Genomic DNA, 13,517 nt, shown 5'->3' with positions numbered 1-13,517 from the left:
CGAAAATGCCCCGTCAACGGCTGAGTATGTAGCGCTGCAAGCGCTCCGCGGCCTCGGCGATCTGGAGCGGATCACGCAGGAAGCAGGCGCGCATGAAAAGCGCTCCGCCCTCGCCGAAGGCCGTCCCCGGGGCCAGACCGACGCCGGTCCGGTCGACGAGGTCGAGCGCCGCGGCCCGCGAGTCGGTGACGCCGTCGATCTTCAGGAAGGCGTAGAGCGCGCCATCGGGTTTCAGCGTTTCGACGCGGTTGGTCGCGATCAGCGCGTCGCTGAGCGTATCGCGGTTGCGCTTCGCCTTGGCAATGTTCTCGTCGACGAAGCCGTCGCCTTCATCGAGCGCGGCGACTGCCCCGCGCTGCATGAACTGCGCGACACCGGAGGTCGAATACTGGATGAGATTTTCGAGCACCTGCCCCATCGCCGGCGGCGCGACGATCCACCCGACACGCCAGCCGGTCATGGACCAGTTCTTGGAAAAGGAATTGACGAAGAGGATGCGGTCATCCTCCTCCATCACGTCGAGGAAGGACGGCGCCCGGCCGCCGAGATAATAGTAGAGCGCGTAGATCTCGTCGGCGATGATCCAGAGTCCATGTTTACGCGCGAGCGCCAGAATGGCCTTGAGATCCTCGTAAGTGGCGGTCCAACCGGTGGGGTTGGACGGCGTGTTGATGAACAGCGCCCGCGTCCTCTCCCCGATCGCCGCCTGAAGACGTTCGGGATCGAGCTGCCATTTGCCGCCTTCGAACTGCAACGGAACGGCGACCGGGCGAACGCCGGAGAGGTCCGCAGCGGCCGCGAAATTCGGCCAGGCGGGCGTCAGCAGGACCACCTCGTCGCCGGGAGAGCCTACCGCTTCGATCGCAAGCTTGATCGCCTGCATTCCCGAACCGGTAACATAGAAATTCTCAGGCGAAAGCGCCTTCAGGAACCGGCGCTGGTAATAGCGGACCAGTGCCTCGCGCAGCGGTGGGATGCCGCGCTGCCAGGTGTAGAAGGTCTCGCCGGCCATCAACGCGTCGGCCGCCGCGCGACTGACGAAATCCGGCGTCGGCAGATCACCTTCGCCGACCCAGAGCGGGATCAGTCCTTCGCGCCCGCGCGCATAGTTGACCACTTCGACGATGCCGCTTTCGGGCGCTGCCGTCGCGCGGGGGCTGAGACTGGTCATGATCGTCATCGGCGGGCTCCTGATTGCCCGCCGTTTCTAGACGCTTTGGCGTCGGCGATCACGCGAATTTCTCTGACCTGTTTATCGAATTTTGTGATGTTTCCATCACTCGGCAGCACCGGGCCGCCGCGTGATCCGCGTCTCAGGCGCGCTGCTTCAGGAGATCGCGAATTTCCGAGAGAAGCAGGATGTCCTGCGGCGGAGGTGCGGACGGGGGCGGCGCCTTATCCCTTTCCACCGAAGCACGCGCGCGATTCACGAGCTTGATCAGCAGGAAGATGATCCAGGCGAGGATCAGGAAGTTGATGAGCACCGTGATGAAATTGCCATAGGCAAAGACCGCGCCCTGTTCGCGTGCGGCTGCGAGCGTCGGCGCGGTAACACTGGCGGAGAGCGGCAGGAAATAGTTGGAGAAGTCGAAGCCGCCGCCGGTGATCGCTCCCACGACCGGCATGACGAGGTCGTTGACGACCGAATCGACAATCTTGCTAAAGGCCGCACCGATGATCACGCCGACCGCAAGGTCCATGACGTTGCCGCGGGCGATAAACTCCTTGAATTCGTTCAGCATGCCTCTCTCCTGGAAATACCCCCGAACGTCCACCCGCACCTGTCTTGCGCGGCAACCGCCGGTAGGAATCTAGACCAAAGCCCCGCGTGAGGAAATCGCACTCCTTGCATTTGGTCAAGCGCTGCGGATATCGGCGCGTTATCTTGAACTTAAGACTGATGCACCGCCGATTTCCAACCAAATGGACTTGCCCTATGCTGGCAGCGGAGGAGTGAGGCATGCTTTCGGGTTCGGTCATTTTTGCCTCGGCCTTCGCCTATCTGCTGCTGCTCTTCGCAGTTGCAAGCTATGGCGACCGGCGAGCCAGACGAAACAAGATTGCCGAGAAGGGCAGGCCGCTCGTCTATGCGCTGAGCCTGGCGATCTACTGCACCTCCTGGACCTATTTCGGCGGCGTCGGCCTTGCGGCGGAGCGCGGACTCGAATTCACCGGCATCTACATCGGCCCGATCCTGATGTTCACGTTCGGCATGCCGCTGATCCGCCGCATCGTCCGGCTCGCCAAGACCGAAAAGCTAACCTCCGTCGCCGATTTCGTGGCTGCGCGCTACGGCAAGAACCCGGCCGTTGCGGCAATCGTCGCGCTGATCTCGCTCGTCGGGGCCATTCCCTATATCGCATTGCAGCTCAAGGCGGTGTCGAGTTCGGTCGCCACGATGATCGACACCAGCGACTACGGCATAGGCTCGGGCGAGAACTTCGTCGACCTGCCGCTTCTGGTCACGCTCTTTCTCGCCTGTTTCGCGATCGTCTTCGGTACGCGCCACACGGATGCGACGGAACACCAGGACGGCTTGATCCTCGCAATCGCGATGGAATCGGTCGTCAAGCTCGTGGCGATGCTCACGGTGGGCATCTATATCGTCTTCTTCCTGTTCGGCGGGCCTGCAAATCTATGGGCGGAAGCGCAGCAGAGTCCCACGGTGCTCGCCGCGCTCGAATACCAGACGCCGGTCGCGCGCTGGATTCTGATGATCGCGCTTTCCGCCTTCGGCATCATCATGCTTCCCCGGCAATTCCACGTAACGGTCGTGGAAAACCGTACCGATAACGAACTGCGCACGGCGGGCATCCTCTTCCCGCTCTATCTGATCGCAATCAACGCCTTCGTCCTGCCGATCGCGATCGCCGGCATCCTGACCTTCTCCGGCTCCGGCAATGCGGATCTCTATCTTCTGGCGCTGCCGCTTGCCGGCGACGTGCCGCTCGTCACGCTTTTCACCTTCATCGGCGGCTTCTCCGCAGCGACCGCCATGGTCATCGTCGCTTCGGTCGCGCTCTCGATCATGGTTTCGAACGACATCGTCATGCCGGTATTCCTGCGCCGCAGGCTCGGCACCCGCGGCTCTCTCCAGGAGGACATGGCCGGTACGCTCCTCAATATCCGCCGAACGGCGATCTTCGTCGTCCTCTTCCTCGGCTACGGCTATTATCGCGCCGCCGATATCAGCGCCGGGCTTGCCTCGCTCGGACTGCTCTCCTTCGCCGCCATCGCGCAGATGGCGCCGGCGCTCCTCGGTGGCCTCGTCTGGCGGCAGGCCAATGCCCGCGGCGCGATCGCGGGGATGGTCAGCGGCTTTCTCGTCTGGGCCTACGTCCTTTTCCTGCCGAGCCTCGGCGGGCCGGACAATTCCCACATCGCCTCCACGGTGCTCAGCTTCCTGCTGCCCTTCACCGATCTCTTCTCCGGCGCCCAGTCAGACCCGCTGGTAAATGCGACGGCTCTCAGCATGCTCGTCAATGTCGCGGCCTATATCGTGGGTTCGCTGACGCGCGCGCCCAAACCCTTGGAGCGTTTCCAGGCGGGCGTCTTCATCACCCGCCGCTCACGCACCGAGCGGACCTTCCGCGGGCGCAAAACCAAGGTGACGGTGCGCGACCTCAAGACGACGATCGGCCGTTACATGGGCGAGGAGCGCATGCAGCGCTCCTTCCATACCTATGAACAGCAATCCGGCCGCTGGCTCGACGAAAACGCCTCCGCCGACATGGCGCTTGTCCACTTCTCGGAACAATTGCTCGGCAGCGCAATCGGCTCGTCCTCCGCCCGGCTCGTCCTTTCACTTGTCCTGCAGCGCATGGACGACACCTCCTCCGACACCGCCTGGCTGCTCGACCAGGCAAGCGAGGCGCTCCAATACAACCAGGACATGCTGCATACGGCACTCTCGCAGATGGACCAGGGCATTGCCGTCTTCGACAACGCCAACAATCTCATCATCTGGAACCGCCGCTTCCGCGAACTCCTGGACCTCCCCGAGGCCGCCGGACAGGTGGGCTTTCCGCTGGCCGACATCGTCGCGATTCTTGCCCGCCGCGGGGATGTCCGCCAGGATGAGGAGAAGGCGCTGATCGCCAACTTCCTGACGCTCGACAAGCCGTTCCTGCTCGAACTCGAAGGCGGCGCCCGCATCCTCGAAGTCAGAAGCAATGCCATGCCCGACAAGGGCATCGTCACAACCTACACCGACATAACCCAGCGCGTCGCGGCCGACATGGCGCTCAAACAGGCGAATGAAACGCTGGAATTGCGCGTCGCCGAGCGGACGGGAGAACTCACACGCGTCAACCGCGAACTGGGCGAGGCAAGGGCGGCCGCCGAGGAGGCGAATATCGGCAAGACCCGCTTCTTTGCCGCTGCCGGTCACGACATCCTGCAGCCCTTGAACGCGGCACGGCTCTACTCCTCGTCGCTGGTCGAGCGACTCGGAGATTCCGACAACCGGGCGCTGGTGCAGAACATCGATTCATCGCTGGAATCGGTGGAAGCCATCCTCGGCGCCGTGCTCGACATTTCGCGGCTCGACACCGGCGCGATGAAGCCGCGCCTGCAATCCGTACCGCTCGACGAATTGCTCAGGCGGATCGAGACGGATTTCGCGCCGATGGCGAGGGCGAAGGATATCGAACTCGTCATCATGCCGACATCGCTCGCAGCGCGCAGCGATCCGAACCTGCTCCGGCGCCTCGTCCAGAACCTCGTATCGAACGCCATAAAATACACACTCCGGGGCAAGGTGCTGGTGGGCGTGCGCCGGCACGGACAGACGGCGACGATCGAAGTCCTCGATTCGGGCATCGGAATTCCTACATCGAAATTCCGCACCGTCTTCAAGGAATTCGCGCGCCTCGAAGAAGGCGCGCGAACCGCGTCGGGGCTCGGCCTCGGTCTCTCCATCGTCGACCGCATCTCGCGGGTTCTCAATCACCCGGTCGGCCTGCAATCGAGGCCGGGAAAGGGCACCGGCTTCAAGGTCACCGTGCCGCTCGACAAGAGCGCCGGCGGCAGGGTCAGGCCGCAACCCGTCGCAGCGGCGAAAACGAGCGAAGCACTGGCCGGGCTAAACGTCATCTGCATCGACAACGAGCCGAAGATTCTCGAAGGCATGGCCCTGCTGCTCGGCGGCTGGGGCTGCAGCGTGACGACCGCCGAATCGCTCGCCGCCTGCACTGAAATGGCGCCCGGTACATTGAGCGTGCGTCCCGACGCGATCGTCGCCGACTATCACCTCGGCGACGGCACCGGCGTCGAGGCGATCGCCGCGATCCGCGGCCTCTGGCAGGAGAGTATCCCCGCCCTGATGGTAACGGCCGACCGGTCACCGGAAGTGCGCGGCGCCGCCGAACGGGACGGCGTCTCGCTGCAGCACAAGCCCGTCCGCCCGGCCGCGCTGCGCGCCTGGCTCACGCAGCTTGCCGCGGCGGGACGCGCCGCGGCGGAATAACTGGCTTAGCTCGGGATCGCCCCTCATCCGGCCTGCCGGCCACCTTCTCCCCGCAGGCGGGGCGAAGGGACAAGCCGCGAACTCCCGACGCACCTCACCGGTCACAAACGGGGAGAGGGTCGCGGCAGCGGGATGAGGGCAAAAATCTCCAGCGTCGGGAGCGGCCCCTCAGGCCGCCGCGACCGTCCCCAGCTTCGATAGCTGGATCACCGCCTGTGTACGGCTGTCGACGTTGAGCTTCAGGAGGATCGCCGAGACATGCGCCTTGATCGTCGCCTCGGAGACGCCGAGTTCATAGGCGATCTGCTTGTTGAGCAGCCCCTCGGCGAGCATCGAGAGGACGCGGGACTGCTGCGGCGTCAGTGTCTGCAGCCGATGCAGCAGATCGGCAACTTCCGGTTCGTATTCCTGGTTCTGATCGTAACCGGCCGGGACGAACACCTCGCCGGCCATCACCTTTGCGATGCCTTCACGGATTTCCTCGATACCGGCCGATTTGGACAGGAACCCTGCCGCTCCCAGATCGAGCGCACGATGGATGGTCGCCGGATCGTCATGGGCCGAGACTATCATCACGGGCAGGCTCGGAAACTCGGCACGCAGCGCGATCAGCCCTGAAAGCCCGCTGACGCCCGGCATCGTCAGGTCGAGCAGCATCAGATCGGCGTCCGGGTTGTCGGCCGCAGACCTGCGCGCAGCGGCGAAATCTCCGGCCTCGACGATGGCCGGTGCGCCCACCATGCCGCTCAGCGCCTGGCGCATTGCGCCACGAAAGAGCGGGTGGTCGTCGGCGATGATGATGGTCATTTCCGGCATGATGACGCTCCCTCCCAAGAGCCTCGGCTGCCATCCTGCAGCTTTGCGCTGTGGATCTGCCGTATCATCTTATTCCCAAATGATCCCTGTTTTCAGGGAAACATGCGCGGCGCGTGCCCTCCAGCACGTCACCGCTCGTTTTCAGGTCTTCTGCGGCAGATTCTCGCCCTCGTCGGCGGAATCGCTGCCCTTGTCCTCGAATTCCTTCACGATCCCCATGAACTTGCGCACCATTCTTTCCATGATGCTCATTGCCCGGTCAATCTCTTCATCGTCGGGTAGCGCCGGTTCGGCCGCGGTTTCACCGCTTTCCACGGCCTTTTCCAGCGCTTCTATGCGACGTGTGAGGAGATCGAGTTCGCGCTCGAATGCGGCTCGCTCGTCGGCCGCCATCCTGCAGATGAGCTCCCCGGCCTTTTCCTGGCACAAGGTGACCTCGCCGGTCTCGGTGTCGAGCCGGGCTAATCCCGTTTCCGACTTCTGCATGCTGTAGCGGCCGGGCGAGGCTTCCTGCGCAGCCGCCGGGCCAACGAGACCGAACCCCAACCCGACTGCGAGCATTGCGACTGCCTGTCTCATGACGTTCTCTCCGTTGAATGCTTACGGAAAATCCGCCTCGATCTCATGCTGTGCGGTGGACAGGCGCCGATATTTGCGGCAAGGCCATCACTCATGCTCACGACGGATAAGCGAACAAAGATGAACGCTACCATATACAAGATCGTTCCGGCACTTCTATGGCAGGAAGCGCGGCGGACCGGCGCGTTTGCAGGCGCCCCCGTCGATCTCGCCGACGGGTTCATTCATTTTTCGACCCGCGACCAGGTCGTCGAAACCGCCTCCCGGCATTTCGAAGGTCAGGACGACCTGCTGCTCGTTGCGGTCGACGCGACGGCGCTGGGCGACAAACTCGTCTATGAGCCCTCTCGCGGCGGCGCGCTGTTTCCGCATCTCTACGCTCCGCTCCCGCTTGATGCCGTATTATGGGAGAAGCCCCTGCCGCTGCGGCCGGACGGTCAGCACAGCTTCCCGGAACTCGCCCCATGATCCGCCGGTTGGAGCACCTCGCACGGCGCGGCCTCTTCCTCTTCGATCCGGAAGCGGCGCACGGCCTTTCGATCAAGGCGCTGAAAGGCGGCCTGGTGCCGAGCTGCGCCGCGCCGGCGGACCCCCGGCTCGGGCAAACCGTGGCGGGCCTCGTTTTTCCCAACCCAGTCGGCATGGCCGCCGGCTATGACAAGAATGCCGAAGTCCCCGAAGCGCTGCTGAAGATCGGCTTCGGCTTTACCGAGATCGGCACGGTGACGCCGAGGCCGCAGCCGGGCAACGACAAGCCGCGACTCTTCCGGCTCGTCGAGGACGAGGCGGTGATCAACCGGCTCGGCTTCAACAACGAGGGGCACGGGGCGGCGCTGGCGCGGCTCAAGGCCTGCTCGCGCGAGGCGCTGATCGGCGTCAATATCGGCGCCAACAAGGACAGCGCGGACCGGATCGCCGACTACGTAACAGGCATCCGTACCTTCCATTCGGTGGCACGCTATTTCACCGCCAACATCTCCTCGCCCAACACGCCGGGCCTGCGCGATCTGCAGGCGCGCGAGAGTCTCTCGGCGCTGCTTTCGGCCGTGCTTTCCGCCCGGGACGATGAGGCGCGAAAAAGCGGCCGGCAGGTTCCGGTCTTCCTCAAGATCGCTCCGGACCTGACAGAAGAAGGCATGGACGACATCGCAGCCGAGGTGCTGGCGCATCGTCTGGACGGGTTGATCGTTTCCAACACGACGCTTTCGCGCGAGGGTCTGAAGGACCGACGCCAGGCCAACGAAGCCGGCGGCCTTTCCGGAAAGCCGCTCTTCGAGAAATCGACGGCAGTGCTCGCCCGGATGCGCAAGCGGGTGGGACCGCACTTGCCGATCATCGGGGTCGGCGGCGTGTGCTCGGCGGAAACCGCAGCGGAAAAGATCCGCGCCGGAGCCGATCTCGTGCAGCTTTATTCCTGCATGGTCTATGAGGGACCGGGATTGCCGGGACGGATCGTGCGCGGCCTCTCGGCCCTTTGCGAGCGCGAGAAACTTGCCTCGATCCGCGACATACGCGACAGCCGGCTCGACTACTGGAGCGGCCGGAACGTCTGAGCCGCCCGGCGCGGCACCATCAGCAGCAGGAAAGCGCCGCGAAGCAACAGGAAAAGGTTGAGCGCGGCCCAGAGGCCGTGATTGCCGAATGCAGGGACGAGCACGGCAAGCGCCGCCACGTAGCCGATGAAGGCGGCCAGCATCATATTGCGCATGTCGCGGGACCAGCCGGCACCGATGAAGACGCCGTCCATCAGGAAGGCGAGTGCGCCGGTCAGCGCCGTCACGGCCGCCCATGGCATATATTCATAGGCGAGCGCGCGCACGTCCGGCGCAGTCGTCAGCATGTTCACCACGGTGTTGCCGAAAGCGAGCAGGACGAGCGTGGTCAATGCGGCGAGGCCGAGCGACCAAAGGGCAGTCATCCGCAGGACCCGGTCGAAAGCGGGGCGATAACCGGCACCGATCGAGCGGCCCGTCAGTTGTTCGGCCGCGGTGGCAAGCCCGTCGAGATAATAGCCGGCCACAAGGAAGATCGTCATCAGCACGGCGTTTGCCGCAAGCGTCACCGGCCCGAAGGACGTGCCGATCCGGGTCACGAGCGTGAAGGCGGCCAGAAGGGCGAACGAGCGGATCATGATATCGCGGTTGAGGCCGAACAGTTTCTTCAGGCGGTCGCCGGCAAAGATCATCGCCCAACCGGGCGCGTCCTTCCTGTCGAAGCGACCGTAGACGACTGCAAAACCCGCAAGCGCGCCGATCACCTCACCCGCCACGGTGCCGATCGCGACGCCGGCCACGCCCCAGCCCAGAACGAGGCCGAGCAGGATCGAGAGTACGATATTGGTGCCGTTGATCAGCGTCTGCAGCATCAGGCCGAGCGTGCCCTCGCCGCGGCCGAGCACGAATCCGAGGATGGCGTAGTTGGCGAGGGCGGCCGGGCCGGAAAGGATGCGATAGAGGAAATAGGTCCGGGTCACCTCCGCAACCTCCGGACCGGGCCCCATAAGCCAGAGGCCGGCGGAAAGCAGGATGGGTGATATAAGCACGATGGTGCCGCCGGTGACGAGCGCGATCATGAGCGAACGCCAGAACACCGCCTGCTGCTCGCGCCGGTCTCCACGTCCATAGGCTTGCGCGACGAGACCCGTGGTTGCGGCACGCAGGAAATTGAAAGTGGTGAAAATGAGGTCGAACATCACCGCGCCGACCGCGAGACCCGCGAGCAGCTCCGCCTTGCCGAGCCGGCCGACGACGGCCGTGTCGACGAGGCCGAGCAGCGGCGTCGTCAGAAAGCCGAGCGTCATCGGCAGGGCGATCGAGAAGATAAGCCGGTTGGTGACCAGGAAAGGTCCGGCTTCGGGGTTGTCCGTGTCGCGTTCGAGGCTTTGCGTAGCCGTCATGATCCTGTCCCTACGGTCCGATTCCGTAGGTCACCCGGGAATCAGCTCAGCTGCAGAGCACCATGGCCCAATAGGGGCGGTTTCCGGAAGCGGAATTCTGCGCCACGGCGACGCCGAGCCCCCGGTAATTGCCGAGCATGTTTTCAAGATGCTTCGGAGAATTGAACCAGGCATCGTAGGCGCGCCCGGCGTCCTTCTGACCGACGGCGATGTTTTCGGCAGCCGGCAGCGTGACGCCCTGCCCCTTCATCCGATCGTAGAAACTGTCCCGCCAGCCGATATTGTGCCGCATCTTGCCCGCGCTCGCCATGCGTGCCGCCTGATGCATGGCCGCAACGGAAGCGACCGGGTCGCCGGAAAGCGCAGGAAGACCCCTGCCCTTGCGCAGCGTGTTGACGTAACCGAGCGTCGCTTCGGTCTGATCGCTGCCCGTACCGCTGTCCGGAGAAAGGAGATTCGAGGTGGTGCAGCCGGTGATAAGACCGAGGGAGACCACGGCACCGGCACGCAGAAGCAGCCGTCTGCGGGCGACAAATATCTGATCGTGCATGCTTACCGTCGATAGCTGAAGAGACGCAGAATGATGAAGAGCGGAATGACGACGACCGCGCCGAGGAGCAGGTAGTCGCCCACCCGTCCGAGAGCCGCGAACCCGGTCCGCCAGAGATCGAGCAGGAAGTTTCGGATACCGTAATAGATATCTGCCGGATACCAGTCGAAGACCGTCATCACGAAGCCGACCAGGATCGACACCACCAGCAGCTTGACGAGCACGCGTAGCGGCGAGTCCCCCAAGAATTTATTTATTCCGTCCGACATCAGCGAGAACTTCTCCTGTTTCCCTTCACATAAGCCGCCATTCCCAAGCGTGCAAGGCATGACGGCCCGAGGTGCCGCTTTCAGAATCCGCTTGTATTTTGCCTTTCGCGGCGTCAGAAGCGTCCATCGCAACCAAGCCGCATCTCCATGACCTTCAACCAGCTCTCCTCCGGCGACCTGATCGCCGACCGCCGCGCCGACTACGCGAAGATGCTTGCGGAAGCGGGCGATGCGCCAGGTGCGGCGGAACTCATGGCCCAGGCGCTGGAGCTTGCCCCGGAATGGGCGGCCGGTTGGTTCCGGCTGGCGGACTATGAAGAGAAATCGGGCCGAATAGAGGCAGCCGTCGACGCGCTGCGCAATACGCTTCGGCTCAATCCGGAAGACATCTTCGGCGCCAGCCTCAAGCTCGCTTTGCTCGGCGCGACCGAGACGCCCGAACAGCCGCCGAGCGTTTACGTCGAGCGCCTTTTCGACGACTATGCCGAGCGCTTCGACCACGCGCTCGTCGAAAAGCTCGGCTACAGCGTCCCGGAGAAACTTGCGGCCCTGATCGACCGGGTGAACGGCGGCGGGCGTTTTCGCCACGTCACCGATTTCGGCTGCGGCACCGGGCTCTTCGGCGAGCGTATCCGCGATCGCGCCGATTTCCTCGAGGGTTTCGATCTTTCCGCCAATATGCTCGCCAAGGCCGAAGCGAAGGGTGTCTATGACCGCCTCGCCCAGGCGGACCTTTCATTGGCTCCCGAGGATTCGGGCGTGTTCGGCGGGCTGGAGCAGCGGCGTGCCGACCTTGTCAGCGCGGCGGACGTTCTGATGTATCTCGGCAATCTCGAAGGTGTCTTCGTCATCGCCGACCGCCTGCTCGCACCGGGCGGGCTCTTCGCGTTTTCCGCCGAGGATGCAGGCGGGGCCGACGGCTTCGTGCTGCGTCCGTCGCTGCGCTACGCGCATCCGGAAACCTATATCGCCTCCCTCTGCGAAGCGAGCGGTCTGTCCATAATGGCGACCGAGCGCACGATCATCCGCAGGGATGCCGGCGAGCCCGTCGCCGGGATATTATTCCTCGCGCGCAAGCCGTCTTGATGCAGCTCCCCGAAGGGGAGGGCGAAAATAGGTCAGCATTACTTACATATTTTGCTTGAATTTTTTGTGCGCTGCAGCAATGGTGATGTCGTCGCGATCTGAGGGTCAGCCATGGCACAGGCAAGCAGCGTTTTCGGTCTCTGGAATACAAGTCCCACACGGCACACGCCCGTGGAGGACGTTCAAGGCGTCTTTTCCGGCAGCCTCGTCGCCGCCCTCGGTCTCTATTTCCTGGCGAGCGCCGGACTTCTGACCGGCAGCACCGCCGGCCTCGCCTTTCTTTTGCATTACGCCACGGGCGTGAACTTCGGTCTCACCTTCTTCCTGCTCAATCTGCCGTTCTTCTACCTGTCGCTGAAGCGGCTCGGTCCGGCCTTCACGCTCAAGACCTTCATTGCCATCGCGCTCACCTCGTTCCTGACCGACATGCAAGCGCGTCTTTTCGAGATCGGGCAGATTCACCCGGGCTGGGCCGCTCTCATCGGCGGCCTACTCCTCGGATACGGTCTCCTGGCGCTCTACCGCCACCGCGCGAGCCTCGGCGGCGTGGGCATATTGGGCATCTACCTGCAGGAGCGCTTCGGCATTCGCGCCGGTCTCGTGCAACTCGCGATCGACATGATCGTTCTGGCGGCAGCATTCTTCGTGACGACGCCGACGGTCGTCATCTGGTCGGTACTCGGCGCGGTCGTCCTCAACGTTTTCGTGGCGATCAACCACCGCGCCGACCGCTACATCGCTCTGTAACAGCCCTATCGCTTCCGGGAATTGTGTAGTCTCAGTGGTTAGAGAGCGTAGTGCGGACCGAAACCCGCATACACTTCCCTCATCCCGCTCTAAGCCGCCACGGCCGGCTCGTCGATCGGGGGCAAGGCACGGAAGCCGACGCACAGCCGGTTCCACACGTTGATGGCGCCGATCGCGACGGTGATCCTGGTCATTTCCTCCTCGTTGAAATGCGCCTTGAGCGCCTCATAGGCGTCGTCGGGCGCACGTGTCTCGGCCACATTGGTCAGCGCCTCGGTCCAGCCGAGGACCGCCCGTTCGCGCTCGTCGAAATGCGGCGATTCGCGCCAGACACAGACGAGGTTGATCCATTGCTGGCTGAGGCCGCTGTGGCGCGCCTCCTTGGTGTGCATGTCCACGCAATAGGCGCAGCCATTGATCTGCGAGGCGCGCAGCTTGATCAGGTGGATAAGGCGAGGCTCGATTCCGGAGCCTTTGACATAGCTGTCGAGCGCGGCGACCGCCTTGTAGGCGTCCGGAGCGGCTTTCGCAAAATTCAGACGTGACTGCATGATCTTCTCCTGTTTGGCTGTTTGGGTGGTGGTTCACATCAGGCGGCGTTGCCCGATTTCCGTTCATGAAGGGCGAGAAAACCGTTCGTTCGCGCCGCGATCGCCCCGTCGCGGTCGATAGCTTTCAGGTCGGCCATGATACCGGCGATGGTCACGCGCCGGAGTTCGGCGCGATAGGCCTGCTCGGCCCTGAGCATCGCGACATTGATCGTGCACGGCGCGGCCGGCTTGCAGGAATAGGGATTGGGGCCGCGAAGGCGGATTTCGTTGCAGCGAAAAGCGGGCTCCGCCCCCTCCACCGCGAGGACGATATCGAGCAGGGTGATCTTCTCGGGCGCGCGCGCAAGCCGGTAGCCGCCCTTCGGCCCCGGCACGGCTTCGAGCAGTCCGGCCCCCGACATCGCCTGCAGATGCTTCAGCAGGTAACTGGTCGAGACGCCGTGGAACTCGGCGAGCGCTGCGGCCGACAGGGTACTGCCCGGCTGAAGACAGCTCAGCATCGTGACGCTGTGAATGGCCTGTTCGACGCCGTCGCCGAGTTTCATCTGCATCTCCT

Annotated in this window: 14 protein-coding genes; 5 read left to right on the top strand and 9 right to left on the bottom strand. The window is 63.8% G+C overall.

Going from position 1 to position 13,517, the window contains the following annotated elements:
• Positions 1-13 precede the first annotated feature (13 nt).
• On the bottom strand, positions 14-1,180 hold the full coding sequence (locus CN933_RS06030) for a pyridoxal phosphate-dependent aminotransferase (protein ID WP_018094142.1): 1,167 nt from the start codon (positions 1,178-1,180) through the stop codon (positions 14-16).
• Between the two features lie 133 nt (positions 1,181-1,313).
• A complete protein-coding gene (gene mscL, locus CN933_RS06025) occupies positions 1,314-1,742 on the bottom strand; it encodes a large conductance mechanosensitive channel protein MscL (RefSeq protein WP_018094141.1) in 429 nt (142 codons plus the stop codon).
• A gap of 218 nt (positions 1,743-1,960) precedes the next feature.
• Between mscL and CN933_RS06020 the strand changes: the two genes are divergently transcribed.
• Positions 1,961-5,467, top strand: coding sequence for a hybrid sensor histidine kinase/response regulator (locus tag CN933_RS06020; protein WP_018094140.1), 3,507 nt, complete (start codon positions 1,961-1,963; stop codon positions 5,465-5,467).
• A gap of 168 nt (positions 5,468-5,635) precedes the next feature.
• Here CN933_RS06020 and CN933_RS06015 read toward each other — a convergent pair whose 3' ends face one another.
• Both CN933_RS06015 and CN933_RS06010 read right to left on the bottom strand, forming a co-directional pair.
• A complete protein-coding gene (locus tag CN933_RS06015; protein ID WP_018094139.1) occupies positions 5,636-6,283 on the bottom strand; it encodes a response regulator in 648 nt (215 codons plus the stop codon).
• Positions 6,284-6,424: 141 nt separating this feature from the next.
• Positions 6,425-6,862, bottom strand: coding sequence for a hypothetical protein (locus CN933_RS06010; protein WP_018094138.1), 438 nt, complete (start codon positions 6,860-6,862; stop codon positions 6,425-6,427).
• Positions 6,863-6,982: 120 nt separating this feature from the next.
• On the opposite strand from CN933_RS06010, the gene CN933_RS06005 reads away from it, so the two are divergent.
• Together CN933_RS06005 and CN933_RS06000 are read left to right on the top strand one after the other, a co-directional pair.
• Complete coding sequence (locus CN933_RS06005) at positions 6,983-7,330, top strand: DUF952 domain-containing protein (protein ID WP_026168527.1); 348 nt, start codon at positions 6,983-6,985, stop codon at positions 7,328-7,330.
• Positions 7,327-8,415 carry a quinone-dependent dihydroorotate dehydrogenase gene (locus CN933_RS06000; RefSeq protein ID WP_018094136.1) on the top strand — a complete coding sequence of 363 codons (1,089 nt, stop codon included), beginning with the start codon at positions 7,327-7,329 and terminating at the stop codon, positions 8,413-8,415. Before CN933_RS06005 ends, CN933_RS06000 begins: the two co-directional genes overlap by 4 nt.
• Here CN933_RS06000 and CN933_RS05995 read toward each other — a convergent pair.
• Genes CN933_RS05995 through CN933_RS05985 form a run of 3 tightly spaced genes read right to left on the bottom strand, consistent with a single transcriptional unit; the run spans position 8,391 to position 10,577 of the window.
• Positions 8,391-9,758, bottom strand: coding sequence for an MATE family efflux transporter (locus tag CN933_RS05995; RefSeq protein ID WP_018094135.1), 1,368 nt, complete (start codon positions 9,756-9,758; stop codon positions 8,391-8,393). The genes CN933_RS06000 and CN933_RS05995 overlap by 25 nt on opposite strands.
• A 46-nt stretch (positions 9,759-9,804) precedes the next feature.
• Positions 9,805-10,308 (bottom strand): CAP domain-containing protein, encoded by a 504-nt coding sequence (locus CN933_RS05990; RefSeq protein ID WP_018094134.1) that lies wholly within the window; start codon positions 10,306-10,308, stop codon positions 9,805-9,807.
• Positions 10,309-10,310: 2 nt separating this feature from the next.
• Complete coding sequence (locus CN933_RS05985; protein WP_003530117.1) at positions 10,311-10,577, bottom strand: DUF6460 domain-containing protein; 267 nt, start codon at positions 10,575-10,577, stop codon at positions 10,311-10,313.
• A gap of 147 nt (positions 10,578-10,724) precedes the next feature.
• Between CN933_RS05985 and CN933_RS05980 the strand changes: the two genes are divergently transcribed.
• On the top strand, positions 10,725-11,663 hold the full coding sequence (locus CN933_RS05980; RefSeq protein ID WP_018094133.1) for a class I SAM-dependent methyltransferase: 939 nt from the start codon (positions 10,725-10,727) through the stop codon (positions 11,661-11,663).
• Positions 11,664-11,774: 111 nt separating this feature from the next.
• On the top strand, positions 11,775-12,410 hold the full coding sequence (locus CN933_RS05975) for a YitT family protein (protein ID WP_018094132.1): 636 nt from the start codon (positions 11,775-11,777) through the stop codon (positions 12,408-12,410).
• A gap of 89 nt (positions 12,411-12,499) precedes the next feature.
• Here CN933_RS05975 and CN933_RS05970 read toward each other — a convergent pair whose 3' ends face one another.
• Positions 12,500-12,961 carry a carboxymuconolactone decarboxylase family protein gene (locus CN933_RS05970; RefSeq protein ID WP_018094131.1) on the bottom strand — a complete coding sequence of 154 codons (462 nt, stop codon included), beginning with the start codon at positions 12,959-12,961 and terminating at the stop codon, positions 12,500-12,502.
• 38 nt (positions 12,962-12,999) lie between these two features.
• On the bottom strand, positions 13,000-13,506 hold the full coding sequence (locus CN933_RS05965; RefSeq protein ID WP_026168526.1) for an Rrf2 family transcriptional regulator: 507 nt from the start codon (positions 13,504-13,506) through the stop codon (positions 13,000-13,002).
• Between the last annotated feature and the right edge of the window lie 11 nt (positions 13,507-13,517).

Origin of the sequence: Sinorhizobium sp. M4_45, assembly GCF_002885915.1 — a bacterium.
In the GTDB taxonomy this organism is placed as follows: domain Bacteria; phylum Pseudomonadota; class Alphaproteobacteria; order Rhizobiales; family Rhizobiaceae; genus Sinorhizobium; species Sinorhizobium meliloti_A.
This window is presented reverse-complemented; position numbering and strand designations above follow the sequence as displayed.

Excerpts from the sequence above, each read along its gene's own strand:
- CN933_RS06005 (WP_026168527.1), top strand. The coding sequence starts at position 6,983 with ATGAACGCTACCATATACAAGATCGTTCCGGCACTTCTATGGCAGGAA.
- CN933_RS06020 (WP_018094140.1), top strand. The coding sequence starts at position 1,961 with ATGCTTTCGGGTTCGGTCATTTTTGCCTCGGCCTTCGCCTATCTGCTG.
- CN933_RS05985 (WP_003530117.1), bottom strand. The coding sequence starts at position 10,577 with ATGTCGGACGGAATAAATAAATTCTTGGGGGACTCGCCGCTACGCGTG.
- CN933_RS06030 (WP_018094142.1), bottom strand. The coding sequence starts at position 1,180 with ATGACGATCATGACCAGTCTCAGCCCCCGCGCGACGGCAGCGCCCGAA.
- CN933_RS05975 (WP_018094132.1), top strand. The coding sequence starts at position 11,775 with ATGGCACAGGCAAGCAGCGTTTTCGGTCTCTGGAATACAAGTCCCACA.
- CN933_RS06015 (WP_018094139.1), bottom strand. The coding sequence starts at position 6,283 with ATGCCGGAAATGACCATCATCATCGCCGACGACCACCCGCTCTTTCGT.
- CN933_RS05995 (WP_018094135.1), bottom strand. The coding sequence starts at position 9,758 with ATGACGGCTACGCAAAGCCTCGAACGCGACACGGACAACCCCGAAGCC.
- CN933_RS05980 (WP_018094133.1), top strand. The coding sequence starts at position 10,725 with ATGACCTTCAACCAGCTCTCCTCCGGCGACCTGATCGCCGACCGCCGC.
- CN933_RS05990 (WP_018094134.1), bottom strand. The coding sequence starts at position 10,308 with ATGCACGATCAGATATTTGTCGCCCGCAGACGGCTGCTTCTGCGTGCC.
- CN933_RS06010 (WP_018094138.1), bottom strand. The coding sequence starts at position 6,862 with ATGAGACAGGCAGTCGCAATGCTCGCAGTCGGGTTGGGGTTCGGTCTC.
- CN933_RS05970 (WP_018094131.1), bottom strand. The coding sequence starts at position 12,961 with ATGCAGTCACGTCTGAATTTTGCGAAAGCCGCTCCGGACGCCTACAAG.
- mscL (WP_018094141.1), bottom strand. The coding sequence starts at position 1,742 with ATGCTGAACGAATTCAAGGAGTTTATCGCCCGCGGCAACGTCATGGAC.
- CN933_RS05965 (WP_026168526.1), bottom strand. The coding sequence starts at position 13,506 with ATGAAACTCGGCGACGGCGTCGAACAGGCCATTCACAGCGTCACGATG.
- CN933_RS06000 (WP_018094136.1), top strand. The coding sequence starts at position 7,327 with ATGATCCGCCGGTTGGAGCACCTCGCACGGCGCGGCCTCTTCCTCTTC.